A 23,385-nucleotide genomic window follows, 5' to 3' on the forward strand; every position below is an offset into this window, starting at 1 on the left:
AAGTGTTTCAGGTGACAGGAGGGTTGTCTCGCGAGTGAGCCGTCAATGAGCATCGTCGTTGTCAGGCGTCCTGAGCGCCGCCCCACTCCCCAGCCACCCCGCGGGGAGATCCTGCTGGAGTCGCCGCCGGAGATCCCCGAGGTGCAGCCTGCGGGGCTGATGGGCGTGCTCATGTACGTCCCCATGCTCGCCGGCGGCGCGGCCATGGCCCTGATGTTCACCGCAGGAGGCAACTCCAGCCCCCTCATGTACGTGGCCAGCGGCCTGTTCGCCGTCTCGATGCTGGGCATGACGCTCGGCCAGTTCGGCCGCAACGCCGGAGAGCGCAAGAACCGGCTCAACGGCCTGCGCCGCGACTACTTCCGCTACCTCGCCCAGGTCCGCAAGAAGGTCCGCAAGGCCGCGCTGCAACAGCGCGAGGCGCTGGAGTGGAGCGGCCCGGCCCCCGACACGCTGTGGTGGGTGGCGATGGGGCCGCGCCTGTGGGAGCGCAGGCCGCGCGACGACGACTTCGGCACGGTCCGGCTCGGCACCGGCGTGCAGAAGCTCGCCGTCCAGCTCGTGCCGCCCGACTCCAAGCCGGTCGAGGACCTCGACGCGCTGACGGCGGGCGCGCTGCGCCGCTTCGTCCGCGCCCACTCCACGGTGTCGGGACTCCCGGTCGCCGTCGCCCTCCACTCGTTCGCCAGGATCAACCTCACCGGCGACCCCAGGGCCGTGCGCGCCATGGTCCGGGCGGTGATCGCCCAGCTCGCCACCTTCCACTCCCCCGACGACATGCGGGTGATGGTGTGCGCCAGCCGGGAGTGGATGCCGCACTGGGACTGGGTGAAGTGGCTGCCGCACGCGCTGCACCCGGAGGAGGTGGACGCCGCCGGGCACGTCCGGCTGATGGCCGAGAGCATGGAACGGCTGGACCAGCTCGTCGGCGACGAGCTGAAGGAGCGCGCCCGGTTCCGGCCCGGCGCCGCCTCGGACGCGCTGCCGTACCACGTGGTGATCGTCGACGGCGGGCACGTGCCGCACGACTCCCAGCTCGGCGTCGACGCCATCCAGGGCGTCACGGTCATCGACCTGTCCGAGTCGGCGGGCCCGGCGGGCGAGAGCAACACGCTGCGCCTGGACGTCCAGCCCGACGGCTTCCACATGGTCAAGATCGACCACGCGGGCAAGCGGTCCACGAACCGGCTCGGCGACCCCGACAGCCTCGACTACGCCCGCGCCGAGGGCCTGGCCAGGCAGCTCGCGCCGCTGCGCGCCTCGACGGCCTCCGGCGGCGAGACGCAGGACCTGCTGAGCACCAACACCACGCTGACCGACCTGCTCGGCGTCGGCGACCCCGCCCATCTGCAGCCGGCCGTCACCTGGCAGCCCAGGGCGGGCCGCAACCGGCTGCGGGTGCCGATCGGCCTCGGCGTCGACGGCCGCGTGGTCGAGCTCGACATCAAGGAGTCGGCGCAGGGCGGCATGGGCCCGCACGGCCTGGTCATCGGCGCGACCGGCTCCGGCAAGTCGGAGCTGCTCCGCACCATGGTGCTCGGCCTGGCGATCACGCACTCGTCGGAGATCCTCAACTTCGTGCTCGTCGACTTCAAGGGCGGTGCCACGTTCCTCGGCCTCGACACGCTCTCGCACGTCTCGGCCGTCATCACCAACCTGGAGGACGAGCTCCCGCTGGTCGACCGCATGTACGACGCGCTCCACGGCGAGATGGTGCGCCGCCAGGAGCTGCTGCGCGCGGCCGGCAACTACGCCTCCCTGCGCGACTACGAGCGCGCCCGCGAACAGGGCGCCGACCTGCGGCCGATGCCGACGCTGTTCATCGTGCTCGACGAGTTCAGCGAGCTGCTGGCCGCCAAGCCAGAGTTCATCGACCTGTTCGTGATGATCGGCCGGCTCGGCCGCTCGCTCGGCGTGCACCTGCTCCTGGCCTCCCAGCGGCTGGAGGAGGGACGGCTGCGCGGCCTCGACACCCACCTGTCGTACCGGATCGGCCTGCGCACGTTCTCGGCCATGGAGAGCCGCGTCGTGCTGGGCGTCGCCGACGCCTACGAGCTGCCGTCCGCGCCGGGCAACGGCTACCTCAAGTACGACACCACCGGCATGACCAGGTTCAAGGCCGCGTACGTGTCGGGCGCGCACCACGCCGACCCCGTCCAGGCGGCCACCGCCGACGGCCAGGTGCCGGTGCGCGAGGTCGTCGAGTACGGCCCCGCCCACATCCCGCTGCCCGAGGTCACCACGCCCGTCCAGACGGGCGAGCCGGAGCCGGACGACGAACCGGCCGCCGGGAACCAGCGCAGCCTGCTCGACGTCGTGGTCGGCCGGCTCACCGGCCACGGGCCCGCCGCCCACCGCATCTGGCTGCCGCCGCTGTCGGAGCCGCCCACGCTGGCCCACCTGCTGCCGCCGCTGTCCGTCACCGCCGGCCACGGCCTGACCACGGCCGGCTGGCAGGGCCGAGGCAAGCTGCACGCCGTCGTCGGCATCGTGGACAAGCCGTTCGAGCAGCGCCGCGACCCGTTCTGGCTGGACCTGTCCGGCGGCGCCGGGCACGTCGGCGTCGCCGGCGGCACCCGCAGCGGCAAGAGCACCGTGCTGCGCACCCTGGTGTCGAGCATGGCGCTCATGCACACGCCGCGCGAGGTGCAGTTCTACTGCCTGGACTTCGGCGGCGGCTCGCTGTCGTCGCTGGAGGGCCTGCCGCACGTCGGCGGCGTCGCCGCCCGTCTCGACGGCGACCGGGTGCGCCGCACGGTGGCGGAGATCGGCTCCATCCTGGAACAGCGCGAGCGCGACTTCGGCGAGCACGGCATCGAGTCCATCGCCGCCTACCGCCAGCTGTGCGCCGAAGGCACGATCGAGGGCGACGGCTGGGGCGACGTCTTCCTCGTCGTCGACGGCTGGCTGACGCTCCGCCAGGAGTTCGACTCGCTCGAACCGGTCATCACCGACATCGCGGCGCGCGGGCTCGGCTACGGCATCCACGTGATCGCCGCCTCCAACAAGTGGTCGGAGTTCCGGCCCGGCATCCGCGACCTGTTCGGCACCAAGGTCGAGCTCCGCCTCGGCGACGCGTACGAGTCGGAGGTCAGCAGGAAGAAGGCGCTCGCCGTGCCCGAGGGCGCGCCGGGACGCGGCCTGACCAAGGACGGCTTCCACTTCCTGTCGGCGCTGCCCAGGATCGACGCCGTGCAGGACCCCGGGTCGCTCGCCGACGGCGCGCGCGGGCTCGTCCAGGCCGTGCGCGACTCGTGGAAGGGCCCGGTGGCGCCCCGGGTGCGGCTGCTGCCCGCCGTGCTGCCGCTGGCCGCGCTGCCCGCCGACGAGGAGCGCATCCCCATCGGCATCGACGAGGCCACGCTCATGCCGGTCACGCTCGACTTCGACGCCGACCCGCACTTCGTCGTGTTCGGCGAGAACGAGAGCGGCAAGTCGAACCTGCTGCGCCTCATCGCCGAAGGACTGGTGAGCAGGAAGCAGCCCAGCCAGGCCATGATGATCGTCATCGACTACCGCAGGGCCCTGCTGGACTCGGCGGCGACCCCGCACCGCATCGGCTACGCCGCATCCAGCGCCGCCGCCGCCGACCTCATCAAGGACGCCAGGGAAGCGCTGATGAGCCGCCTGCCCCCGGCCGACCTGACGCCGCAGCAACTGCGCGACCGCAGCTGGTGGCAGGGCTCCGACCTGTACGTGTTCGTCGACGACTACGACCTGGTCGCCACCTCGGCCAACCCGCTGGCGCCCCTGGTCGACCTGCTGCCCCAGGCCCGCGACATCGGCCTGCACCTGGTGCTGTCGCGCCAGATGGGCGGCGCCGGCCGGGCCATGTTCGACCCGGTCATCCAGCGCATGAAGGACATGGCCACGCCGGCGCTGCTGCTGTCGGGCAACAAGGACGAGGGCTACCTGTTCGGCAACGTCCGGCCGCAGACGCTCCCGCCCGGCCGCGGCCATTTCGTGGACCGCCGCCTGGGCGCGCGCCTGATGCAGACCGCGTTCCTGGGCGACGAGCAGGCCATCCGAGAAGGGGGATCATGACCGACCTGGAGATGCACTTCTCCGCGCTCGACCGCTGCCGCACAGCCATCAGCAAGGCCACCAGCCACTACCGGGAGACCTTGACCGAGAACAATCCCGGCGAGGTCACCTACGAGGAGGACGGCCGGGTCCGCAACAACCGCACGCCGATCAGCGCGAGCGCCTTCGGCGACCTGGAGGGCTCCGCCGCGCTGGCCGGCTGCGCCAACGGCGTCTGGTCCACGCTGCTCGACGAGATGGACCAGGCCCGCAGGAAGCTGCGCGACACCGAGGCCGGGCTGAGCAACGTGGAGACCAACATCACCAAGGCACACCGGGCCACCTCATGAGCGTCTCCCACCTGCCGGGCGGCGAGCAGCTCGACGCCATGCTCACCAAGGTCACCGGCGACCCCGCGGCGATCAACAAGGTGGCCGAGAAGTGGCGGGCCCTGGCCGGCGACATCAACGAGTTCGGCGGGGCGCTCGGCGGCGCCGTCCAGGTCGTCGACAACGCCTGGCGGGGCCGCTCGGCCGACCAGTTCGACACCTACATGCGCAAGTACGGCCGGGCGGCCCACGAGCTGCAGACGGCCCTGGCCAACGCCGCCGGGTCGCTGGACGCGGCCGCCACGGCACTGCGCGAGGCGCGTACGGAGATCGCCGCCATCATCCGCGACCTGTCGGCCAGCGCGTCCACGTACACGAAGGAGAACCCGGACGCCACCCAGCAGGCCAAGGACACGGCGCTGCGCGGGCTGGTGAACCAGGCGATCACCGACGCGCGGCCGCACGTGACCTCGGCCAACACGGCGCTGACCAAGGCGAAGACCGACATCGACGCCTTCCTGGGCGACCGCGCCCAGACCTTCCGCGGCATCCCCGAGATCGTCACCCAGGAGTTCACGCCGCAGGACGGCAGGAAGATCGACTGGCAGCCCGAGCCCGGCTACAACCCGCGGCAGGACCGCACGGCCCTGCAAGGCGGCGGCAACGGCAGCGGCAACGGTGGCGGTGGCGGTGGCGGGGGCGGCGGCTTCGGCGGCTACGGACCGAGCGGCCCGCCTCCCCCCGGCGGCGGCCCGGCCCCGACGGGCCAGGTCAAGCAGTGGATCGAGGAGGCCATCGCCATCCTCAAGCAGCACGGCGTGCCGGTGTCGAAGATGAACGCCAGCGACATCTGGATGATCATCCGGCACGAGTCCGGCGGCAACCCGCACGCGATCAACAACTGGGACTCGAACGCGGACAAGGGCACCCCGTCCAAGGGCCTGATGCAGACCATCGACCCGACGTTCAACGCCTACAAGCTGCCGGGGCACGGCAACATCTACGACCCGGTGGACAACATCATCGCGGGCGTCCGCTACGCGATCTCGCGCTACGGGTCGGTGTCGAACGTGCCCGGCGTCGTCGGCACCAAGAACGGCAGCGGGTACGTCGGCTACTAGGGAACGGACAGCGAAAAGGGCCCGGACGTGATCGTCCGGGCCCTTTCGTCAAGGCGTCGTCAGCCGCAGTTGGCCCAGCCCGCGCTCGTCGAGCCGGAGCCCACGCTGCCGGAGTAGCGCACGCACTTCCCGGCGGCCGGCAGCTTCACCGGTCCCGCGTAGTACTCGAAGTTGCCCGAGTCGGTCTTGCTGGGGCCGTTCTGGACCTCCAGGGTGGCTCTCACCGGGGTGGCCTTGCCCACGTCCACCGTCTTCATGGTGACCACGCAGTTCTGGCCGGTGCTGTTGTTCCAGAGCTGGTACGTGGCGCCGCCGGAGAAGGAGCTGGAGCGCTGGACGACGAAGCCCGAGCCGCACACCTGGGTGGGCGTGTACGGGTTCTTCACCGGGGCCGCCTGCTTGGCCGTCGCCTTGGGCTGCGTCGGCGTGGGCTTGGGCTGCGTCGGGGTGGGCTTCGGCTGGGTGGGCGTCGGCTTCGGCTTGGTCGGCGTGGGCTTCGGCTCCGGGGCCTGCGTCGGCTTCTCCGTGGGCTTCTCGGAGGGCTTCTCGGAGGGCTTCTCCGTCGGCTTCTCGGAAGGCTTCTCGGTCGGCTGCTCCGAGGGCTGCTCCGTCGGCTTCTCGGACGGCTTCTCCGTCGGCTGCTCGGAGGGCTGCTCCGTCGGCTTCTCCGTCTTGGTGACGGTCGCCGTCGGCTGCGGCTTCTTCTTCCTCTTGGTCGGCGTCGGCTCGGCCTCGGCGGTCGGGGCCGCCGTCGGCTGCTGCGTGACCGTGGGCACCACGACCGGCTGCGTCGGCATCGCCGTCGGCGTCGTCGGCACCGAGGTCAGCTCGGGCACGCCCGCGGTGGTCGTCGGCCACTCGGTCGGCAGCACCAGCGGGGCCACCCCGGCCTCGTCCACGTCGGGCGTGGCGCCCCACGGCACGGTGACCGTCGGCTGCGGCTGCTGCGGGACCGGGCCGCCGTCAGGCGCGGTGCCCTGCGGAACCGGGGCCGCGGACGCGCTGTTGGGCACCGGGATGCCGTCGGCGTTCGCCTGGGCGGCCACGGTGGTGCCGACCTGCTGGTACTCGACGTACCGGTTGGCGCCCCACAGGCCGATCGCGGAGACGAGCGCGACCGCGCCCACCCCGGCGACCAGGCCCATCGGGAACTTCCTGCGCGGCCCCTGCGAGCCCCTGGGCTGCACGGCCTCCAGCCGGATCTGCTGCGGCTGAGGCGGCTGCTGCGGCTGACCGCCCGGCTCGGGCGGGCCCCACATCGGCTCCGCCTGCTGCGGGACGCCCGGCACGGGCGAGCCCTGCATCGGGGGCCCCTGCATGGTCGGGTGCTGCATGGGCGGGCCCTGCATCGGCTGGCCGGGGCCGCCCTGCGGGGGCACCATCGGCTGCATGCCCGGGAGCGGCACGGCCGGGATCGGGACGCCCTGGAGCGCCACCCCGGGGACGGGCACGCCCTCGATGGCGGTCTGGTCCGGCGCCTGCTGGCGGCCCGCGCCGGGGTCGCCGAGCACCTGCATGAGCGCGCTGTACGTGGTCGGCCGCTGGCTGACGTCCTTGGCCAGCGCCGACAGCAGGACGCGGCGCAGCGCCTCGTCCCCGACGCCCACCTCGGGCTCGCCGGTCAGCACGGCGTCGCGGTCGGCGAACGGCGGCTTGCCGGTGGCCGCGAACGTCATCGTCGCGGCCCAGGCGAACACGTCGGCGTACGGCCCGTACTGCAGGCCGGTGAGCTGCTCGGGGGCCTGGTAGCCGGGCTCGCCCACAGGGTCGCCGACGGTCACGTCGGTCACCCTCGGCCCTTCGGCGGCCAGGATCACGTTGTGCGGCGTGAGCGAGCGGTGGGTCAGGCCCGCCAGGTGCACGGCCGACAGCGCGGTCAGCACGCCGACGGCCACCCGCTCCAGCGCGTCGCCGGTCAGCGGCCCGTCGGCCTCGACGGTTTCGGCCAGGCTCTTGCCCTCGACGTGCTCGCGGACGACGTACGGGCGGTCCGCCAGGTAACCGGCGTCGAGCACCCGCGCCACGTACGAGCTGGAGACCCGCTGGGCGGCCAGGTAGGGCGCGAGGGCGTCGGGTGCCGGTTCGGGCACGCCGGGGAGCAGCTTGATGGCCCGGATGGGGGCGTCATCGGATTCCCGCCCGAGGAAGGTCTCCCCGCGCGGCCCCTCTCCCAGCAGCCCGAGGATGCTGTAATCACCGATCCGCTCGGGATCACCAGGGCGCAATGGGTGCATGCCCAAACCTTTCCACGGCAAAAAGCAAGATCTAGTTATATTCAACCAGATTGGTCACATACGCCACATAGGTTTCGGGCCGTACCCAACAATTCATGGTCTTGTTTCCTTGCTGACGCAGTAGGAGCCGCGGCGGGGCCTGCGTCAGTCGGTGCGGCCGGGGCGCCAGCCCCGGCGGCGGCCCATCGGGACCAGCGCCCGCGCGACCGCGACGAGCAGCACGAGACCCAGCGCCGACGCCGCGACGATCAGCCCGAGGCTCCGCGCCGCGTGGTCGACGGGCGGCACCGCGGCCACCGCGCCCGGCGGGAGCGGCGCGGGCGGCGGCGGCGCCACCACGGGCGCGTTGGCCGGCTCGAACGGCAGCACGGCGCTGACCGCCTGCATGGGGTTGACCATCCCCGCCGTCGTGGTGCCCGTGCCCAGGTCGGCCGTGGCGATGACGCGCCGCCGCACCTGGTCCTGGTCGAGCGTCGGGAACCTGGCCCGCACCAGCGCCACCACCCCCGCCACGTACGGCACCGCGTAGCTGGTGCCCTCCAGCTCCAGGTTGTAGGCCTTGCCCGGCCAGGTGGAGGTGATGCTCTCGCCCGGGCCCAGCACGGAGACCGGCGTCTTGTCGTTGGAGAACTCCGACAGCGCCCCCGACTGCCCGGCCGCCCCGACGGCCAGCACGCCCTCGTACGACGCCGGATAGGCCGGGATCGGGGTGCCGTCCTCGGCCCGCTTGTTGCCGGCCGCCGCCACGATCACCACGTCCTTGGCCAGCGCGTACGCCACCGCGTCCCGCAGCGCGGGGAAGTCGGTGGTGGCCGAGGAGATGTTGATGACGTCGGCGCCCTCGTCGGCGGCCGACCTGATCGCCTTGACCATCAGGTCGGGGTCGCCGTCGCGCTCGGTGTTGGTCTGCTTGTACGACAGCAGTTGCGCGGCCGGCGCCATGCCGTGGAAGGGCACGCCCTCGACGTAGACGGCGCCGATGATGCCCGCGACCGCGGTGCCGTGCCCGATGCAGTCGCGGATGCCGGTGTTGGTGAGGTCGGCCCGGCCCGCCAGGCGGAGCTGCGGATGGTTCAGCTCGACGCCGCTGTCGATGATCGCCACCCGGACGCCCGCGCCGGTCGACAGCGGCCACACGCGCTTGGGGTCGAGCCGCTTCTGCGCCCAGGGCTCGGCGCCGGGAAGCTGCTGGGTGCCCCGCTTCGGCCGGCACTCGTCGGCGGTCGCCGCCGCCGCGGGCGCCACGCCGAGCTGAAGGGCCAGCAGGCAGGCCAGAAAGGCGCGGGCAATCATGTCCGAAAAGAGTAGCCTGCCCTGTCGATCAGGCAGAAGCCCCGGCCCGGACCGGGGCTCCCCCCGTCAGCGGGTCGCCGACTCGATGTTGCCCCGGTAGGTGTTGATGACCCGGGACGCCTCGTTGAGCTCTTCGGACATGCGCTGGAAGGCGGCACGGTAGTTCTGCCAGGCGCCCTGGAACCGCTGGGCGCCGGGGCCGGTCCAGGCGGTGCCGACCTTGGACGCCTCGCGGTCCAGCGCCGTCATCGTGGCGCGGACGGCCTCCGCCTGCTGCGTGAACTGGGTGGCCATGGCCTGCATTTCCGCAGGATCGCCACCGAGCATGCTCTGGCTCATGCGTACCTCCTGGATCGACATGAAAGCGCCCTCACCATAGACGCGTGAATCGCTGATCGCCCCGGTTATGCCGAGCGGCTATGGTCGTCCGGAGGATTGTTCGGCCCGTCCGGGGCAGCGGGGGTCCGTCCGGGATGGGCGCTTTAAACTCCGATGAGTACGAGCCAGGAAGGACGGACGTCGGTGCACAAGGTTCTGATCGCCAACCGCGGCGAGATCGCCGTACGAGTGGCACGGGCATGCAAGGACTCCGGCATCGGGAGCGTGGCCGTCTACGCCGACCAGGACCTCGACTCCCTGCACGTCAGGGTCGCCGACGAGGCCTACTCCCTGGGCAGCGCGTCCCCCGCCGAGACCTACCTCGACATCGGCAAGCTGCTGGCGGTCGCCGAGCGCTCCGGCGCCGACGCCGTGCACCCCGGCTACGGCTTCCTGGCCGAGAACGCCGACTTCGCCCAGGCGGTCATCGACGCCGGGCTCACCTGGATCGGGCCGCCGCCCGCCGCCATCGCCGCGCTCGGCGACAAGGTGCAGGCCAGGCACATCGCTCAGAAGGTCGGCGCGCCGCTCGTCGCCGGCACCAAGGACCCGGTCTCGGGGGCCGCCGAGGTCGTCGCGTTCGCCGAGGAGCACGGGCTGCCGATCGCCATCAAGGCCGCCTACGGCGGCGGCGGGCGCGGCATCAAGGTCGCCCGCCGCCTGGAGGAGGTGGCCGAGCTGTACGAGTCGGCCGTCCGCGAGGCCGTGGCGTCCTTCGGCCGGGGCGAGTGCTTCGTCGAGCGCTACCTCGACCGGCCGCGCCACGTCGAGACCCAGTGCCTGGCCGACCGCGAGGGCAACGTGGTCGTGGTCAGCACCCGCGACTGCTCGCTGCAGCGCCGCCACCAGAAGCTGGTGGAGGAGGCCCCCGCGCCGTTCCTCACCCAGGAGCAGGTCGACATCCTCTACTCCAGCTCCAAGGCCATCCTCAAGGAGGCCGGCTACGTCGGGGCCGGCACCTGTGAGTTCCTCGTCGGCGAGGACGGCACGATCTCGTTCCTGGAGGTCAACACCCGGCTCCAGGTCGAGCACCCGGTGTCGGAGGAGGTCGCGGGCATCGACCTGGTGCGCGAGATGTTCCGCATCGCCGACGGCGAGCCGATCGGCTACGGCGACCCGGAGCTGCGCGGCCACTCCATCGAGTTCCGCGTCAACGCCGAGGACGCGGGCCGCAACTTCCTGCCGACGCCCGGCACGCTCACCGCCATGCGCGCGCCGTCGGGTCCCGGCGTACGGCTCGACTCCGGTTACGAGGCCGGGATGACCGTGCCCCAGACGTTCGACTCGCTGGTGGCCAAGCTGATCGTGACCGGCCGCACCCGCCGGGAGGCGCTGGAGCGCGCGCGCCGGGCGCTGGCCGAGTTCGAGATCGACGGGATGCCGACCGTGCTGCCGTTCCACCGGGCGGTCGTGACCGACCCGGCCTTCACGGGCGAGCCGTTCGCCGTCCACACCCGGTGGATCGAGACCGAGTTCGACAACACGATCCCGCCCTACGCCGGCGCCCCCGAGACGGCCGAGCCGGTGTCGCGGGAGACGGTGACGGTCGAGGTCGGCGGCAAGCGCCTGGAGGTCGTGCTGCCTGCCGGGCTCGGCGCGGGCGTCGCTACGCCCTCGGCGAACAAGAAGCCCAGGCGGTCCGGGGGCGGCGCCCGCACGGCCGCCACCGGCGGCGACTCCCTCGTCACGCCGATGCAGGGCACGATCGTCAAGGTCGTGGCCGCCGACGGCGACACCGTGGCCGAGGGCGACACCGTGGTGGTGCTGGAGGCCATGAAGATGGAGCAGCCGCTGACCGCGCACAAATCCGGCGTCATCACCGGGCTCTCCGCCGCCGTCGGCCAGACGATCACCTCGGGGGCCGTGATCTGCGAGATCAAGGACGCCTGACCGTCACCGGCGCCGAGATCGAGGGCAAAGATTCGCGGCGCGGGCGTCCGGACCCGCCAGGATGCCCGCACCGGGGCGCGCCCGGAGCGCGCCGGGCGGGTAACGTGCGCAGTGAGGAACTTTGCCGACCGCCCGTTCGTCCTCATGGGCGAAGGAGGCTTGCTGCCAATGACCCATTCGCTGCGCCGTGCAGGGGCCGCGATCGCGGCTCTGATCGCCGGTCTACTCGTTGTTCTCGCGCTGTCCCCTGCCGCCAACGCGGCCGCCGCGCCCCCTGACGCCCAATCGGTGCTGGCCCACTGGAAGGACCAGAAAGATCCGCTCTTCGTGCAGTCCGGCTCACCGCTGACCTCCGACGAGCAGTCGGCGATCCGCGAGGCGCTGAAGGACTCCAAGAGCAGCATCTACGTGGCCGCCCTGCCCGACGGCACGCTGGCCTCCAACGCCGCCGCCGGCCCTTACCTGAAGCAGCTCGGCGAGGCCGTGTCCGCGGCCAAGAGCGGCGAGGTGACGATCGCGGTGCTCGACGGCAAGTCGCTGTTCGCCGCGTCCAACTTCAGCCGCTACACCGGGCAGGCCGCCAACCTGTCCACCCGCAACCACGACAACCTGTCCGACGGCATGAAGGACTTCGTCGAGCGGGTCAACCTGCTGGCCACCAACAAGCGCTCCTCCGCGCTCACCTCCGGCCCGGTCGGCGGCAGCGGCGGCGGCACCGGCGTGCTCGCCACGCTGGGCGTGCTCGCGCTCGCGGGCGGCGGCGGCTACTTCCTCTACTCGCGTAACAGGAAGAAGAAGCAGGCCATCCAGGACGCCAAGGACCTGGCCGCGGTCAAGCAGACCGTCGAGGAGGACGTCACCAAGCTCGGCGAGGAGATCGCCGCGCTCGACACCGACGTCACGCTCGCCGGCCAGGGCGGCAGCCACATCCAGGAGTGGCAGCAGGCTCTCGACTCCTACGAGAAGGCCAAGACGCAGCTCAACGCGGTGGAGCGGCCCGACCAGGTGCGCGACGTGACCCAGACGCTGGAGGACGGCCGCTACGCGCTGGCCGTAGTGAAGGCCCGGGTCAACAACCAGCCGGTGCCCGAGCGCCGGGCGCCCTGCTTCTTCAACCCGCAGCACGGCCCGTCGGTGCGCGACGTGCGCTGGGCGCCGCAGGGCGGGGTGGCGCGTGACGTGCCCGCCTGCGCCGCCGACGCCGAGGCCGTCGAGCGCGGCTTCGACCCGCAGATGCGTGAGGTCATGGTCAACGGCCAGCGCCGCCCCTACTACGACGCGGGCCCGGCCTACCAGCCCTACGCCTACGGCTACTACGGCGGCTTCGGCGACATCATGACCGGCATGTTCATCGGCACCATGATGGGCAGCATGATGGGCGGCTGGGGCATGGGCGGCTACGGCGCCGGCTATGCCGAGGGCATGTCCGACGCGGGTGGCGGCGACTTCGGCGGCGACATGGGCGGTGGCGGCTGGGGCGACTTCGGCGGAGACTTCGGTGGCGGAGACTTCGGCGGAGGCGACTGGTAACAGCCCGCACGACCCTTTCCGGGTGCGTCCCCTTCGGGGGGCGCGCCCTTCGCGTTTCCGGCGCCTTCGCACCGAACTTCGGAATTACGTATTATCGGAAATATGAAGCGAGTAGCTGTCCTCTCCGCCCTGGTCGTGGCCGCGCTCGCCCTGCTCATCGCCCCCCGCCCGCCCGCCCTGAGCCCCGCCACGACCGGCGACCCCGCCCTCGCCCAGCAGGTACGCCGCGCCGCCGGCGACGCCGGACACCAGGGCCTGTCGGTGGCCCTCATCGAGAACGGCCGCGTCCGCCACGCCGGAGTCGGCGACACCGGCGGCCCCGACCCCCGCCCCGTCGGCCCCGACACCGCCTACGAGCTGGGCTCCGTCACCAAGACCATGACCGGGATGCTGCTCGCCGACCTCGGCCTCTCCCCCGACACCCCCGTCCGCGACCTGCTACCCGCCGTCCCGTTCTCCGACCCCGCCGTCGGCTCCGCCACCCTCGCCGAACTGTCCTCCCACCGCGCCGGAGTGCCCAGCGTGCGCACCACCCCGGCCGGCTTCCTCCGCTCCTACCTGTACGTCTTCGGCGGCGCCGACCCCTACGCGGCCGCCGGGCCCCAGCAAGCACTCGCCGACGCCGCCGCCGTCTCCGCCTCCGGCCGGGGCAAGGTGTCCTACTCCAACCTCGGCGTCTCACTCCTCGGCCTCGCCCTCGCCGAACACGCCCGCACCGACTACGAGACCCTGCTGCGCGACCGGCTCCTCCGGCCGCTCGGCATGACCTCCACCGTCGTCCTCCAGCCCGGCGAACCACTCCCCGCCGGACACGCGCACGGCCGGAGCCAGTACGGCCAGCCGATGGACCCCTGGCGCGACCACGGCCACGCCGGCGCGGGCGGAGCCGTCTGGTCCACCTCCCGCGACATCGCCCGCCTCGTCCAGGCCGTCATGGCGGGCACCGCCCCCGGCGCCGACGCCGCCAAGCCCCGCTTCCCCGCCGGCGAGCACCGGCGCATCGGCTACGGCTGGTTCACCACCGCCTACGGCGACCGCCAGATCACCTGGCACAACGGCGCCACCGGCGGGCACAGCACCTACGCGGGCTTCGACCCCGCGAGCGGGCGCGGCGTGGTCGTCCTCGGCAACACCAGCAAGGACGTCGACGACCTCGGCCGGCGCCTCCTCGGCGTCACCCCGCCCGACGGCGACGGACCCCCGATCCGCGAACTCCTCTTCGCCCTCACCTTCCCCTTCATCGGGCTCGGGCTGCTCTACTCCGCCTTCCGCAACCCCGCCCTCGACCGGGTCTCCGCCGTCAGCCGCATCCTCTGGGCGGCCCTGTTCCTCTGGCTCGGCCACCGCGCCGGCGCCTGGGGTCCCGTCCCCCCGTTCACCTGGGCCCTCGGCGCCGCCACCCTCGCCGCCGCCACGGCCGCCACCCTCACCCGCTGGCCCACCCTGCCCCTCGCCTCCCGGCCCCCCGCCTGGCACACCTGGCTGTCCCCAGCGGTGCCCGCCGTGTTGCTGGGAGCTTTCGGGGCCTTCTTGATCCTTTGACGGCCCCACGACGAGCCGGCAGACCCGACGACGGCGCACGCCTCCGCAGGAAGCGACCCCACCGCCTCCCCGAAGCCCACGTCCCTGAGAAGGCGAGGTCCCGCTACGGCGGGCGTCTCTCTGTGGCGGCGCGCGGCGGCTCGGGGCAGCCGCCGCCCTCCCCGGAAAGGCCGCGCCCGCTACGGCGGGCGTCTCAAAGGGAGGGGGCCTGAACCTAGGTGCTGGCGCGGAGGGCCAGGTGTGGGGGGAGGAGGGTGGCCTGGGGGGCGGGCTTGCCGGCGAGTTTGTCCATGACGAGGCGCACCGCTTCGCGGCCGACCTCCTCGGCGGGGATGAGGACGGAGGTGAGCGGCGGGCTGGCGCGTTCGGCGACGTCGTCGGGGCAGATGGCGACCACGGCGACGTCGTGGGGGACGCGTTTGCCGAGCTGGCGCAGGGCGCTGAGGACGTGGCCGACGGCGGCTTCGTTGTGGACGACGAGGCCGGAGAGTCCGGGCCGGTCGGTCAGGAGCGTGCGGACGGTCTCGTACACCTCGTCGAAGGTCTCCTCGCAGGGCAGGGCGACGCCGGTGACGTGGTGGACGGTGAGGGCGGCGAGGAAGCCTTCGCGGGTGCGGCGGGCGAAGCCGGTGCCGCGTTCGTAGACGACGGCGGGGGCGCCGAGGAGGGCGATCTGGGTGTGGCCGCGTTCGGCGAGGTGGGCGACGCAGCGTTCGCCGGCGGCGGCGAAGTCGAGGTCGACGCAGGTGAGCCCGGCGGGTGAGGCGGGGAAGCCGATGAGGACGCTGGGTTCGGCGAGGTCGCGCAGGAGGGGGACGCGGCGGTCGTCGAGTTCGACGTCCATGAGGACGAAGGCGTCGACGAGGGCGCTGGCGGCGACGCGGCGGATGCCGTCGGTGCCTTCGTCGGCGGTGAGGAGGAGCACGTCGTGGTCGTAGCCGCGGGCGGCGGTGACGACGGCGCTGGCGAAGCGCATGAGGACGGGCACGTGCATGCCGGCGCGCAGCGGCAGGACGAGGGCGATGACGTTGGCGCGTTTGCTGGCGAGGGCGCGGGCGCCGGCGTGGGGGTGGTAGCCGAGGGCGTTGATGCTGTCGAGGACGCGGCGCCGGGTGTCGGCGGAGATGGTGCGTTTGCCGCTGAGCACGTAGGAGACGGTGCTGACGGCCACGCCGGCGTGCCGGGCGACTTCGGCGATCGTGACCGTGCGCCCGCTCAAGCGCCGGCTCCGAGGTCGAGCTGGGCCAGCGTGATGCCGTCGTTCTCGAACACGACATAAAGATCGTGCACGCCGCGCACGCCCGCAAGGGAGGCGGCGATGGCGTGCTGGTCGTGGCGGCCGGTGCGGGGCACGGGGAAGGTGGCGAGGGACTTGCCGTAGAGGGGGTCGCCGAGGCGCAGGGTGATGACGCCGCCTTCGGTGCTGCCGGCGACGGCGAGGCAGGAGGCGGCGCCGGTGAGGTCGACCTGGCGGAAGAGGATCCAGGCGCCTTCGGTCTCGGCGCGTACGGCTTCGCCGTTCTCGCGGGCGGCGTCGGTGAAGGTGACGGCGTCGTAGGAGTCGTGGTCGACGGCGCGCAGGAGGCCGCGGCGGGGCGGGACGCTCTCGCCGGTGACCTCGAAGCGGGCGCTGAGCCGCAGGTCGGTGGCGCTGCGGCCGACCATGAGCTGGTGCGGGGCGGTCTCGACGACGAAGCGGCTGCGGGTGACGTCCCAGAAGGCGAGCTCGGTCACGGGCAGGGTGAGGCGGACGGTGCGGCTCTCGCCGGGGGCGAGGCGGACGCGTTCGAAGCCGCGCAGGCGGCGCAGCGGCTGCTTGACGCGGGAGCGCTGCTGGTGGGTGTAGAACTGGACGACTTCGGCGCCGGGCCGGTCGCCGGTGTTGGTGACGGTGACCTCGCCGGTCACCGTGTCTCCCGTCAGGGTCACGCGCAGGCCGCTGTAGTCGAAGGCGGCGTAGCTGAGGCCGTGGCCGAAGGGGTAGCGGGGGGTGCCGCGGAAGTAGAGGTAGGTGGCGTCGGCGGTGATGATGTCGTAGTCGAGCAGGTCGGGGAGCTCCTGTTCGGAGCGGTACCAGGTCTGGGTGAGCCGGCCTTCGGGGTCGGCGTCGCCGAAGAGCACGTCGGCGAGGGCGTGGCCGTGCTCCTGGCCGCCGTGGGCGGACCAGAGGACGGCGGGCAGGCCGGTGGCGGTCCAGGTGAGCGGGTAGCCGCTGGTGACGACCATGACGGTGCGCGGGTTGGCGGCGCGCACGGCTCGGACGACGGCGTCCTGGGCTGGGGCGAGGGCGAGGGTGGTGCGGTCCTCGGTCTCGCGGCCGTTGACGAGGGGGTGGTCGCCCACGACGACGACGGCCACGTCGGCGGCGGCGGCCAGGTCGGCGGCCTGCCGGGCGCCGCCCCTGATGACGTCCATGACGAGCCAGACGGCCTGGTCGGCGTCGTCGACGAGGCGCAGGGTGCCGTCGCCGGCGGCGCCGACGTAGCAGCCGGTGGAGATGTGGCGCAGGGCGAGCGAGCCGCGCGGGCGTTCCTCCATGCGGAACGTCTGGCGCACCTCCCACCCGTTGGGCCCCGGCTGGTCGTTGACGAGCACCCCGTCGGCCACGGACACGAACCGGCCGGTGGCCACGGCGCGCAGGGCGTAGGCGCCGCCGCCCCAGTCGAACACGTCGAACGTGTCGGCCTCCGCGCCGCCGAGGCTGAGCGGGCCGCCGGCGGGGTCGGCGGTCACGGGCCCGGCCTCGGCGGTGAGCGTGACCCGGTCGACGCCTTCGCAGAACACGGTCGTGCACCGTTCGGCGATCCCGCCTCGGGCGGTGACGGCGTACGGGAGGGTGCCGCTGTACCAGTCCTCCAGGACGGTGTCGCCGAGCTGCCCGATGACGGCGACGGTGGTGACGTCGCGCAGCGGCAGCAGCCCGTCGTTGTCGAGCAGCACGATCGAGCGCCGGGCCGCCTCGCGGGCGAGCTCCTGGTGCGCGGGGCAGTTGACGACCTCTTCGGTGATGTCGTCGTACGGGGTCGCGGGGTCGAACTCGCCGAGCCGGAACCGGATCGACAGGGCGTGCCGCACGGCGGTGTCGATGTCGTCCTCGGTGAGCAGCCCCTGGTCGAGGGCGTCGCGCAGGTGGCCGAGGGTGGCCTCGGCGCGGTCGTCGTCCTGGGTGAAGCTGTCGAGCCCGGCGCGGACGGCGTGCGCGTACGCCTCGGCGGGGGTGTCGTGGTAGCCCTGGAGGCCGTACAGGTTGCCGGGGGCGTAGGCGTCGCTGACGACGAGCAGGTCGTCGGGCGCCCAGGCGCGCAGCAGTTCGTTGATCAGCGGGCTGAGGTGGGCGGGGCGGCCGTTGACGAGGTTGTAGGAGGGCATGACGGCGACGGCGGCGCCCTGTTCGAGCGCGGGGCGGAAGGCGGGCAGCTCGTACTCGTGCAGCACGCGCGGCGGGAGGTTGCTGGAGGTCTCGCAGCGGTCGGTCTCGTTGTTGTAGGCGAGGAAGTGCTTGAGCGTGGGCGCCGTCTTCAGTACGGGAGCGCTCCCACGAAGGCCGTGGGCGTACGCCGCGCCCATGAGACCGGTCAGCCAGGGGTCCTCGGAGTAGCCCTCCTCGTTGCGCCCCCAGCGCGGGTCGCGCAGCGGGTTGACGACCGGGGCCCACACGTTGCGCCCGGCGCCGGTCGGGTCCTTGTGGTGGAAGGCCAGCACCTCGTCGCCGGTCGCCTCGCCGACCCGGCGGACCAGCTCCGGGTCCCAGGTGGAGGCCAGCCCGATCGCCTGCGGGAACACGGTGGCGGGCCCGAGCCAGGCCAGGCCGTGCAGCGCCTCGGTGCCGGTGCGGAACGGGCCGACGCCCAGCCGCTCGACGGGCGCCTGGTACTGGTGCAGCAGGCTCACCTTCTCGGCCAGAGTGAGCCTGCTCGACAGGTCGGCGATCCGGTCGGGAAGGGGGAGCTCGGGGTCGCGGAAGGGTTCGTGCATGGCCATCCTCTGAGGGGGTGTCGAAGCGCTTCGATGACCGGCCGGGGGCGTTTCGGGGATGTTTCGTGGAGTTTCATGAAGGGTGCACGTCGCCGCGAACCCGGGTCAAGAGTTTCGCGAGATTCCTCCGGGCAATCTTCCCGAATCCACCGAGTCGAGCACGCGGGCGGCGCCGCCCAGCGCGGCGGCGTCGTGCCCGAGCGTCGAGGCCACCACCCGCACGCCGCCGGCCTGCGGCGCGATGGCCCGGTCGGCGACCTCGGCATGCACGGCGGGCAGCAGCCACGGCGCGAGCGGCACGTAGTAGCCGCCGAGGATGACGACCTCCGGGTTGAGCAGGTTGGCGATGATCGACACGCCCCGGCCGAGCCCGGCGCCGACGGAGGCGAGCAGGGTCAGCGTGCTGTCGTCGCCCGCGCGGGCGGAGCGCACGACCTCCTCGATCTCCACCTCGATCTCGGCCGGTGAGGGGTCCAGCCTGCGCAGCACGGCGCCGATGCCGGCCACCGCCTCCAGGCAGCCGCGCCGCCCGCAGCGGCACTCCGGGCCGTCCGGGTCGAGCTGGACGTGGCCGAGCTCGCCGCTGTAGCCGAGGGCGCCGCGCCGCAGCCGGCCGTCGAGGATGACGCCCGCGCCGACGCCGATCTCGCCGGTCAGGTAGATCAGGTCGGCGCCCCCGGCGTGGGCGCCGAACCGCTGCTCGGCCAGGGCCGCCAGGTTGGCGTCGTTGTCGACCTGGATGGCGAACCCGGGATCGCGCAGCGCCTTGGCCAGGTCGCCGCCGATGTCGGCGTCGTACCAGCCGAGGTTGGGCGCGATGCGCACGGTGCCCTGCACGTCGACGAGGCCGGGCAGGCCGACGGCGAGCCCGAGGACCTGCCGCTCCTCCTTGGCCATCCGGTTGATCACCCGGCGGACGATCGCGGCGACGGCGGCCACGCCCTGGTTGACCGAGTCACCGGCGCCGAACGAGCGCCGCCAGGTGAGCAGCCGCTCCCCGGCCAGCCCGGTGGCCACGGCGGTGACGTAGTCGACGTTGATCTCGACGCCGATCGCGGCATAGGGCGAGCCGTCGAGCACGAGCATCGTGGCGGGCCTGCCCACGCGGTTCTCCGTCAGGCCGGTCTCGCGCACCAGCCGCCGGTCGATGAGGTCGGCGACCAGGCTGGACACGGTGGCCTTGTTCAGCCCCGTCGACGCCGCGATGTCGGCCCGGGAGCACGGCGCGTGCTCGCGCACGAAGCGCAGCACGACCGCGAGGTTGGTGGCCCGGACGTCCGCGAAGTCGGCCGGCTGCGGGCCGGTCGTGGATGTGATCAATATCAGCCCCGTTCCCGCCGAGAAGTGACCCCAGCATGCCGCATCGCGGGCTCCCTTCACCAACCTGTGACCGTGACGCTCCCTTGTGGGTACGGTCACAGTCTACTAATTTGTTTGGTCGAAATACCAACTAATTTTCTCGAGGCCATCCCCCACTCAGAGAAGGGACCGAGCCATGTCACCTCAGACGACCCGTCGCGGGTTTCTCGGCCTGGTAGGTGCGGGCGTCCTGGCGGCGACCACCGGCTGCGCGGAGAAGCGCGAGCTGTCCAAAGGCACGGCCGTGGCCGCGGACAAGCTCAAGAGCCTGGTGCCGAACCGGATCCCGTTCGAGATCCCCGGCCTCACGCCCGACCTGCCCGGCTCCGAGTTCGTCTACCCGGGCTTCGTCACCCGGCCGGCCCAGATGGTGCGGGCGGTCACGGCCACGCCGCTGACCAGCGGCAAGGAGGTGACGGCGATGACGCCGCTGTGGGGCACGGTCCCTCCGGGGCTCGGCGACAACTCCTACTACGAGACCGTCAACGAACGGCTCGGCGGCACCGTCCGGTTCAACATCTCCGACGGCAACACGTACGTACAGAAATTGAACACCCTCCTGGCCAGCGGCGACGTCCCCGACATGATGCAGATCCCCGGCTGGAACCTCATCACGATCGCGCACTTCACCGAGGCCGCCAACAAGCTCTTCGCCGACCTGTCGCCCTACCTGGCCGGGGACAAGGCCAAGGAGTTCCCGCTGCTGGCCAACTACGACACCGCCGCCTGGCACTACGGCGTGTTCGGCGGCGTCCTCCAGGGCATCCCGTGGCAGAACGACCCGTACGCGCTCGCCACGTTCGTCCGCCAGGACATCCTCGACGAGCTCGGCCTGGCGCAGCCCCAGAGCGCCGACGACCTGCTCGTGCTCGGCAAGGAGCTGACCGACCCGAAGAAGAAGCGCTGGGCGTTCGGCGCCGTCGACCAGGAGATCCAGCGCGCCTTCGACTCCCCGCGCGAGTGGCGCAACGTCGGCGGCAAGCTGGTGTACAAGTACGAGACCGACGAGTTCGCCGCCTCCGTCGAGTTCGTGACCAAGCTCTTCGAGAGCGGCTGGGTGCACCCGGACGTCGTGGCCAACAAGGACGCCGACCAGAAGGCGCCCTTCGGCAGCGGCCAGCTCGTCATCTACAAGGACGGCCCCGGCTCCTGGCACGAGGCGCTGGGCCGCTTCCTGCCGGACAACCCCAAGTTCGACATGCGGGCGGTCGCCCCCTACCCGGCCAAGCCGGGCGGCAAGATCATGGTGTGGCGCAACGAGCCCGCCGGCATGTTCACCTTCATCAAGAAGGGCCTCGGCGACGCGCGCACCCGCGAGCTGCTCGGGCTGGCCAACTGGTGTTCGGCCCCGTTCGGCACCCAGGAGTACGAGCTGGTCAACAACGGCGTCGAGGGCAAGCACTACGACGTCAAGGACGGCAAGGTCACGCCCACCGCGCTCGGGCGCAAGGAGGTCGCGCCCACCTACCTGTTCCTGTCGGGCCGGCCCGGCGCCACCTCGCAGAGCCAGTACCCCGGCTACGTCCAGGCGATGTGGGAGTGGCAGACCGCCGCCTCCAAGCACCTGGAGAACGACCCGTTCGTCGGCATCCGCGTCGAGGTGCCGTCGAAGATGGCCGCACTCGCGCAGCCGACCGAGGACAAGCTCAACGAGATCTACCGAGGCAAGCGGCCGGTCTCCGAGTGGAAGCAGATCGTGAAGGAATGGCAGGACCAGGGCGGCAACGAGGCCAGGGACTTCTACAGCAAGGTCGCCCGGGAGAACGGCAGGCTGTGATCTCCGCGACCGCCGCCACACCACGCCGGAGGCGGGCCGCCAGGCCCGGCAAGGAGCTGACCTGGCGGGCCAAGCTGCGCAGGGACTGGCCACTGGTCCTGATGAACCTGCCGATGCTGCTGGTCGTCCTGGCCTTCTGGTGGATCCCGGCGCTCGGCAACGTCATCGCCTTCCAGGACTACAACCCCTACACCGACGGCATCCTGGGCAGCCCGGTCATCGGGTTCACGAACTTCGCGCTGCTCTTCGAGGATCCGCAGTTCCTGCGCGCGATGGTGAACACGCTGGCGATCACCGCGTTCCAGCTCGTGTTCTACTTCCCGGTGCCGATCATGCTGGCGCTGCTGCTCAACAGCGTGGTCTCGGCCCGGCTGCGGGCGTTCGTGCAGGGCGTCGTCTACATGCCGTACTTCTTCTCCTGGGTGCTGGTCGTGGCCATCTTCCAGCAGATGTTCGGCGGGGCCGGGCTGCTGTCGCAACTCCTGCGCGAGCGGGGCCACGAGGGCGTCGACTGGATGACGAACTCCGACACGTTCATCCTGCTGCTGACGTCCCAGACGATCTGGAAGGACGCGGGCTGGGGCGCGATCATCTTCCTGGCCGCGCTCAGCACGATCAGCCCGAGCCTGTACGAGGCCGCGGCGGTCGACGGCGCCAAGCGGTGGCGCCGGATGTGGCACATCACGCTGCCCGGGCTGCGCCCGGTCATCATCCTGCTGCTGATCCTGCGCCTGGGCGACGCGCTGAACGTCGGGTTCGAGCAGTTCATGCTGCAGCGCAGCGCCGTCGGGAGCGAGGCGTCGGAGGTGTTCGACACCTTCGTCTACTGGTCCGGCCTGCGCACCGGCGACCTCGGGTACGGCGCGGCCGCCGGGTTGTTCAAGGGGCTGGTCGGACTGCTGCTGATCCTGGCGGCGAACCGGGTGGCCCACGCGTTCGGCGAGCGAGGGGTGTATTCGAAGTCATGACGCTCTTGGCGACGAGGCGGGGCAGGAAGCCCGCCGGGCTGGCGGCGTGGGAGGAGGCGCCCTCCCCCGCGGGCCGGGTCGGCAAGGGAACGCTGCTCACGCTGATCGTGCTGGCCGTGCTGTTCCCGCTCTACACGATCGTGCTGACGAGCCTGAGCTCGGCGGCGACCGTGAACCGGGTGGGCGGGCTGGTCCTGGTGCCCGAAGGCATCCATTTCGACGCCTATATCCAAATATTTTCGGATTCGGTGGTCAGCCGGGCCGTCCTGGTGAGCACGCTCGTGACCGTCGGCGGCACCGCCATCAGCCTGGGCGTCAGCGTGCTGGGCGCGTACTCGCTGTCGCGGCCCGGCTCGTTCGCGCACCGGCCGCTGCTGTTCAGCGTGCTGCTGATGTTCGTGTTCTTCCCCGGCATCATCCCCGTCTACCTGATGGTCAGCGGGCTCGGGCTGAAGGACAGCTACTGGTCGCTCATCCTGCCGACGGCCGTGTCCGCGTTCAACGTCGTGGTGCTGCGGGCGTTCTTCATGAACATCCCCGGCGAGATCATGGACAGCGCGCGGATCGACGGGGCCGGCGAGTTCCGCATCCTGTGGCGGATCGTGCTGCCCATGTCCAAGGCGGTCACGGCGGTCGTCGGCCTGTTCTACGCGGTCGGCTACTGGAACGCGTGGTTCAACGCGATGCTCTACATCGACGACACGCGCAAGTGGCCGCTGGCGCTCATCCTGCGGCAGTACGTGGTCGACTCCAACCCGCTGCCCACCGCGACGCTGGGCGTGAGCGGCATGGGGCACGACGCTCCCCCGACGCTGGCGATCAAGATGGCGATCGTGGTGATCGCGGTGGTCCCGGCGCTGGTCATCTACCCGTTCGTGCAGCGCCACTTCACCAAGGGCGTGATCGTGGGGGCGATCAAGGGCTGAGCGCGAGGGGGCGGCCCGCACGCCGCCCCCTCGCGTCAGG

The 23,385-nt window shown here is 72.0% G+C and carries 15 protein-coding genes; 9 read left to right on the top strand and 6 right to left on the bottom strand.

Annotation, left to right across the window (positions count from 1 at the left end):
• Nucleotides 1-45 precede the first annotated feature (45 nt).
• Genes eccCa through KME80_RS02765 form a run of 3 tightly spaced genes read left to right on the top strand, consistent with a single transcriptional unit; the run spans nt 46 to nt 5,473 of the window.
• Nucleotides 46-4,044 carry a type VII secretion protein EccCa gene (eccCa, locus tag KME80_RS02755; RefSeq protein ID WP_219499868.1) on the top strand — a complete coding sequence of 1,333 codons (3,999 nt, stop codon included), beginning with the start codon at nt 46-48 and terminating at the stop codon, nt 4,042-4,044.
• A complete protein-coding gene (locus KME80_RS02760; protein WP_219499869.1) occupies nt 4,041-4,373 on the top strand; it encodes a hypothetical protein in 333 nt (110 codons plus the stop codon). The genes eccCa and KME80_RS02760 overlap by 4 nt, the downstream gene beginning before the upstream one ends.
• Nucleotides 4,370-5,473: a transglycosylase SLT domain-containing protein gene (locus KME80_RS02765; RefSeq protein ID WP_219499871.1), complete on the top strand. Its 1,104-nt coding sequence runs from the start codon at nt 4,370-4,372 to the stop codon at nt 5,471-5,473. The genes KME80_RS02760 and KME80_RS02765 overlap by 4 nt, the downstream gene beginning before the upstream one ends.
• Before the next feature lie 59 nt (nt 5,474-5,532).
• On the opposite strand, the gene KME80_RS51635 is transcribed toward KME80_RS02765, so the two are convergent.
• The 3 genes from KME80_RS51635 to KME80_RS02780 all read right to left on the bottom strand — a co-directional run bounded on the left by KME80_RS51635 (nt 5,533) and on the right by KME80_RS02780 (nt 9,339).
• Nucleotides 5,533-7,707, bottom strand: coding sequence for a serine/threonine protein kinase (locus tag KME80_RS51635; protein WP_281426720.1), 2,175 nt, complete (start codon nt 7,705-7,707; stop codon nt 5,533-5,535).
• Between the two features lie 144 nt (nt 7,708-7,851).
• Nucleotides 7,852-9,000 carry a S8 family serine peptidase gene (locus KME80_RS02775; protein ID WP_219499875.1) on the bottom strand — a complete coding sequence of 383 codons (1,149 nt, stop codon included), beginning with the start codon at nt 8,998-9,000 and terminating at the stop codon, nt 7,852-7,854.
• A gap of 66 nt (nt 9,001-9,066) precedes the next feature.
• Nucleotides 9,067-9,339, bottom strand: coding sequence for a WXG100 family type VII secretion target (locus tag KME80_RS02780; RefSeq protein ID WP_219499876.1), 273 nt, complete (start codon nt 9,337-9,339; stop codon nt 9,067-9,069).
• A gap of 183 nt (nt 9,340-9,522) precedes the next feature.
• Here KME80_RS02780 and KME80_RS02785 point away from each other — a divergent pair, with 183 nt between their 5' ends.
• The 3 genes from KME80_RS02785 (at nt 9,523) to KME80_RS02795 (ending at nt 14,340) form a co-directional block, all read left to right on the top strand.
• Nucleotides 9,523-11,268, top strand: a complete 1,746-nt coding sequence (locus KME80_RS02785) for an acetyl/propionyl/methylcrotonyl-CoA carboxylase subunit alpha (RefSeq protein ID WP_219499878.1) — start codon at nt 9,523-9,525, stop codon at nt 11,266-11,268.
• Between the two features lie 168 nt (nt 11,269-11,436).
• The gene (locus KME80_RS02790; protein WP_246643779.1) at nt 11,437-12,798 is read left to right on the top strand and encodes a hypothetical protein; all 1,362 of its coding nucleotides are present in this window, start codon (nt 11,437-11,439) and stop codon (nt 12,796-12,798) included.
• A 102-nt stretch (nt 12,799-12,900) separates the two neighbouring features.
• Nucleotides 12,901-14,340 carry a serine hydrolase domain-containing protein gene (locus KME80_RS02795; RefSeq protein ID WP_219499880.1) on the top strand — a complete coding sequence of 480 codons (1,440 nt, stop codon included), beginning with the start codon at nt 12,901-12,903 and terminating at the stop codon, nt 14,338-14,340.
• 214 nt (nt 14,341-14,554) lie between these two features.
• Here the strand turns inward: KME80_RS02795 and KME80_RS02800 are convergent, their stop codons facing one another.
• From KME80_RS02800 to KME80_RS02810, 3 genes are all read right to left on the bottom strand, one after another.
• Complete coding sequence (locus KME80_RS02800; RefSeq protein ID WP_219499882.1) at nt 14,555-15,559, bottom strand: LacI family DNA-binding transcriptional regulator; 1,005 nt, start codon at nt 15,557-15,559, stop codon at nt 14,555-14,557.
• Nucleotides 15,556-18,315 carry a glycoside hydrolase family 3 protein gene (locus KME80_RS02805; RefSeq protein ID WP_219499884.1) on the bottom strand — a complete coding sequence of 920 codons (2,760 nt, stop codon included), beginning with the start codon at nt 18,313-18,315 and terminating at the stop codon, nt 15,556-15,558. The genes KME80_RS02800 and KME80_RS02805 overlap by 4 nt, the downstream gene beginning before the upstream one ends.
• 105 nt (nt 18,316-18,420) lie before the next feature.
• Complete coding sequence (locus KME80_RS02810) at nt 18,421-19,635, bottom strand: ROK family transcriptional regulator (RefSeq protein WP_219499886.1); 1,215 nt, start codon at nt 19,633-19,635, stop codon at nt 18,421-18,423.
• Nucleotides 19,636-19,810: 175 nt separating this feature from the next.
• Between KME80_RS02810 and KME80_RS02815 the strand changes: the two genes are divergently transcribed.
• The 3 genes from KME80_RS02815 to KME80_RS02825 are packed head-to-tail and all read left to right on the top strand — an operon-like array spanning nt 19,811 to nt 23,345.
• On the top strand, nt 19,811-21,451 hold the full coding sequence (locus tag KME80_RS02815; protein ID WP_219499888.1) for an extracellular solute-binding protein: 1,641 nt from the start codon (nt 19,811-19,813) through the stop codon (nt 21,449-21,451).
• Nucleotides 21,448-22,419, top strand: coding sequence for an ABC transporter permease (locus tag KME80_RS02820; RefSeq protein ID WP_219499890.1), 972 nt, complete (start codon nt 21,448-21,450; stop codon nt 22,417-22,419). Before KME80_RS02815 ends, KME80_RS02820 begins: the two co-directional genes overlap by 4 nt.
• Nucleotides 22,416-23,345, top strand: coding sequence for a carbohydrate ABC transporter permease (locus KME80_RS02825; protein ID WP_219499892.1), 930 nt, complete (start codon nt 22,416-22,418; stop codon nt 23,343-23,345). The genes KME80_RS02820 and KME80_RS02825 overlap by 4 nt, the downstream gene beginning before the upstream one ends.
• Nucleotides 23,346-23,385: the final 40 nt, after the last annotated feature.

It is taken from the genome of Nonomuraea ceibae, from assembly GCF_019396325.1.
Taxonomy (GTDB): domain Bacteria; phylum Actinomycetota; class Actinomycetes; order Streptosporangiales; family Streptosporangiaceae; genus Nonomuraea; species Nonomuraea ceibae.

Bases quoted from the DNA above. Each gene is read 5' to 3' on its own strand.
- KME80_RS02805 (WP_219499884.1), bottom strand. From the start codon at position 18,315: ATGCACGAACCCTTCCGCGACCCCGAGCTCCCCCTTCCCGACCGGATC.
- KME80_RS02775 (WP_219499875.1), bottom strand. From the start codon at position 9,000: ATGATTGCCCGCGCCTTTCTGGCCTGCCTGCTGGCCCTTCAGCTCGGC.
- eccCa (WP_219499868.1), top strand. From the start codon at position 46: ATGAGCATCGTCGTTGTCAGGCGTCCTGAGCGCCGCCCCACTCCCCAG.
- KME80_RS02780 (WP_219499876.1), bottom strand. From the start codon at position 9,339: ATGAGCCAGAGCATGCTCGGTGGCGATCCTGCGGAAATGCAGGCCATG.
- KME80_RS51635 (WP_281426720.1), bottom strand. From the start codon at position 7,707: ATGCACCCATTGCGCCCTGGTGATCCCGAGCGGATCGGTGATTACAGC.
- KME80_RS02765 (WP_219499871.1), top strand. From the start codon at position 4,370: ATGAGCGTCTCCCACCTGCCGGGCGGCGAGCAGCTCGACGCCATGCTC.
- KME80_RS02790 (WP_246643779.1), top strand. From the start codon at position 11,437: ATGACCCATTCGCTGCGCCGTGCAGGGGCCGCGATCGCGGCTCTGATC.
- KME80_RS02825 (WP_219499892.1), top strand. From the start codon at position 22,416: ATGACGCTCTTGGCGACGAGGCGGGGCAGGAAGCCCGCCGGGCTGGCG.
- KME80_RS02815 (WP_219499888.1), top strand. From the start codon at position 19,811: ATGTCACCTCAGACGACCCGTCGCGGGTTTCTCGGCCTGGTAGGTGCG.
- KME80_RS02795 (WP_219499880.1), top strand. From the start codon at position 12,901: ATGAAGCGAGTAGCTGTCCTCTCCGCCCTGGTCGTGGCCGCGCTCGCC.
- KME80_RS02760 (WP_219499869.1), top strand. From the start codon at position 4,041: ATGACCGACCTGGAGATGCACTTCTCCGCGCTCGACCGCTGCCGCACA.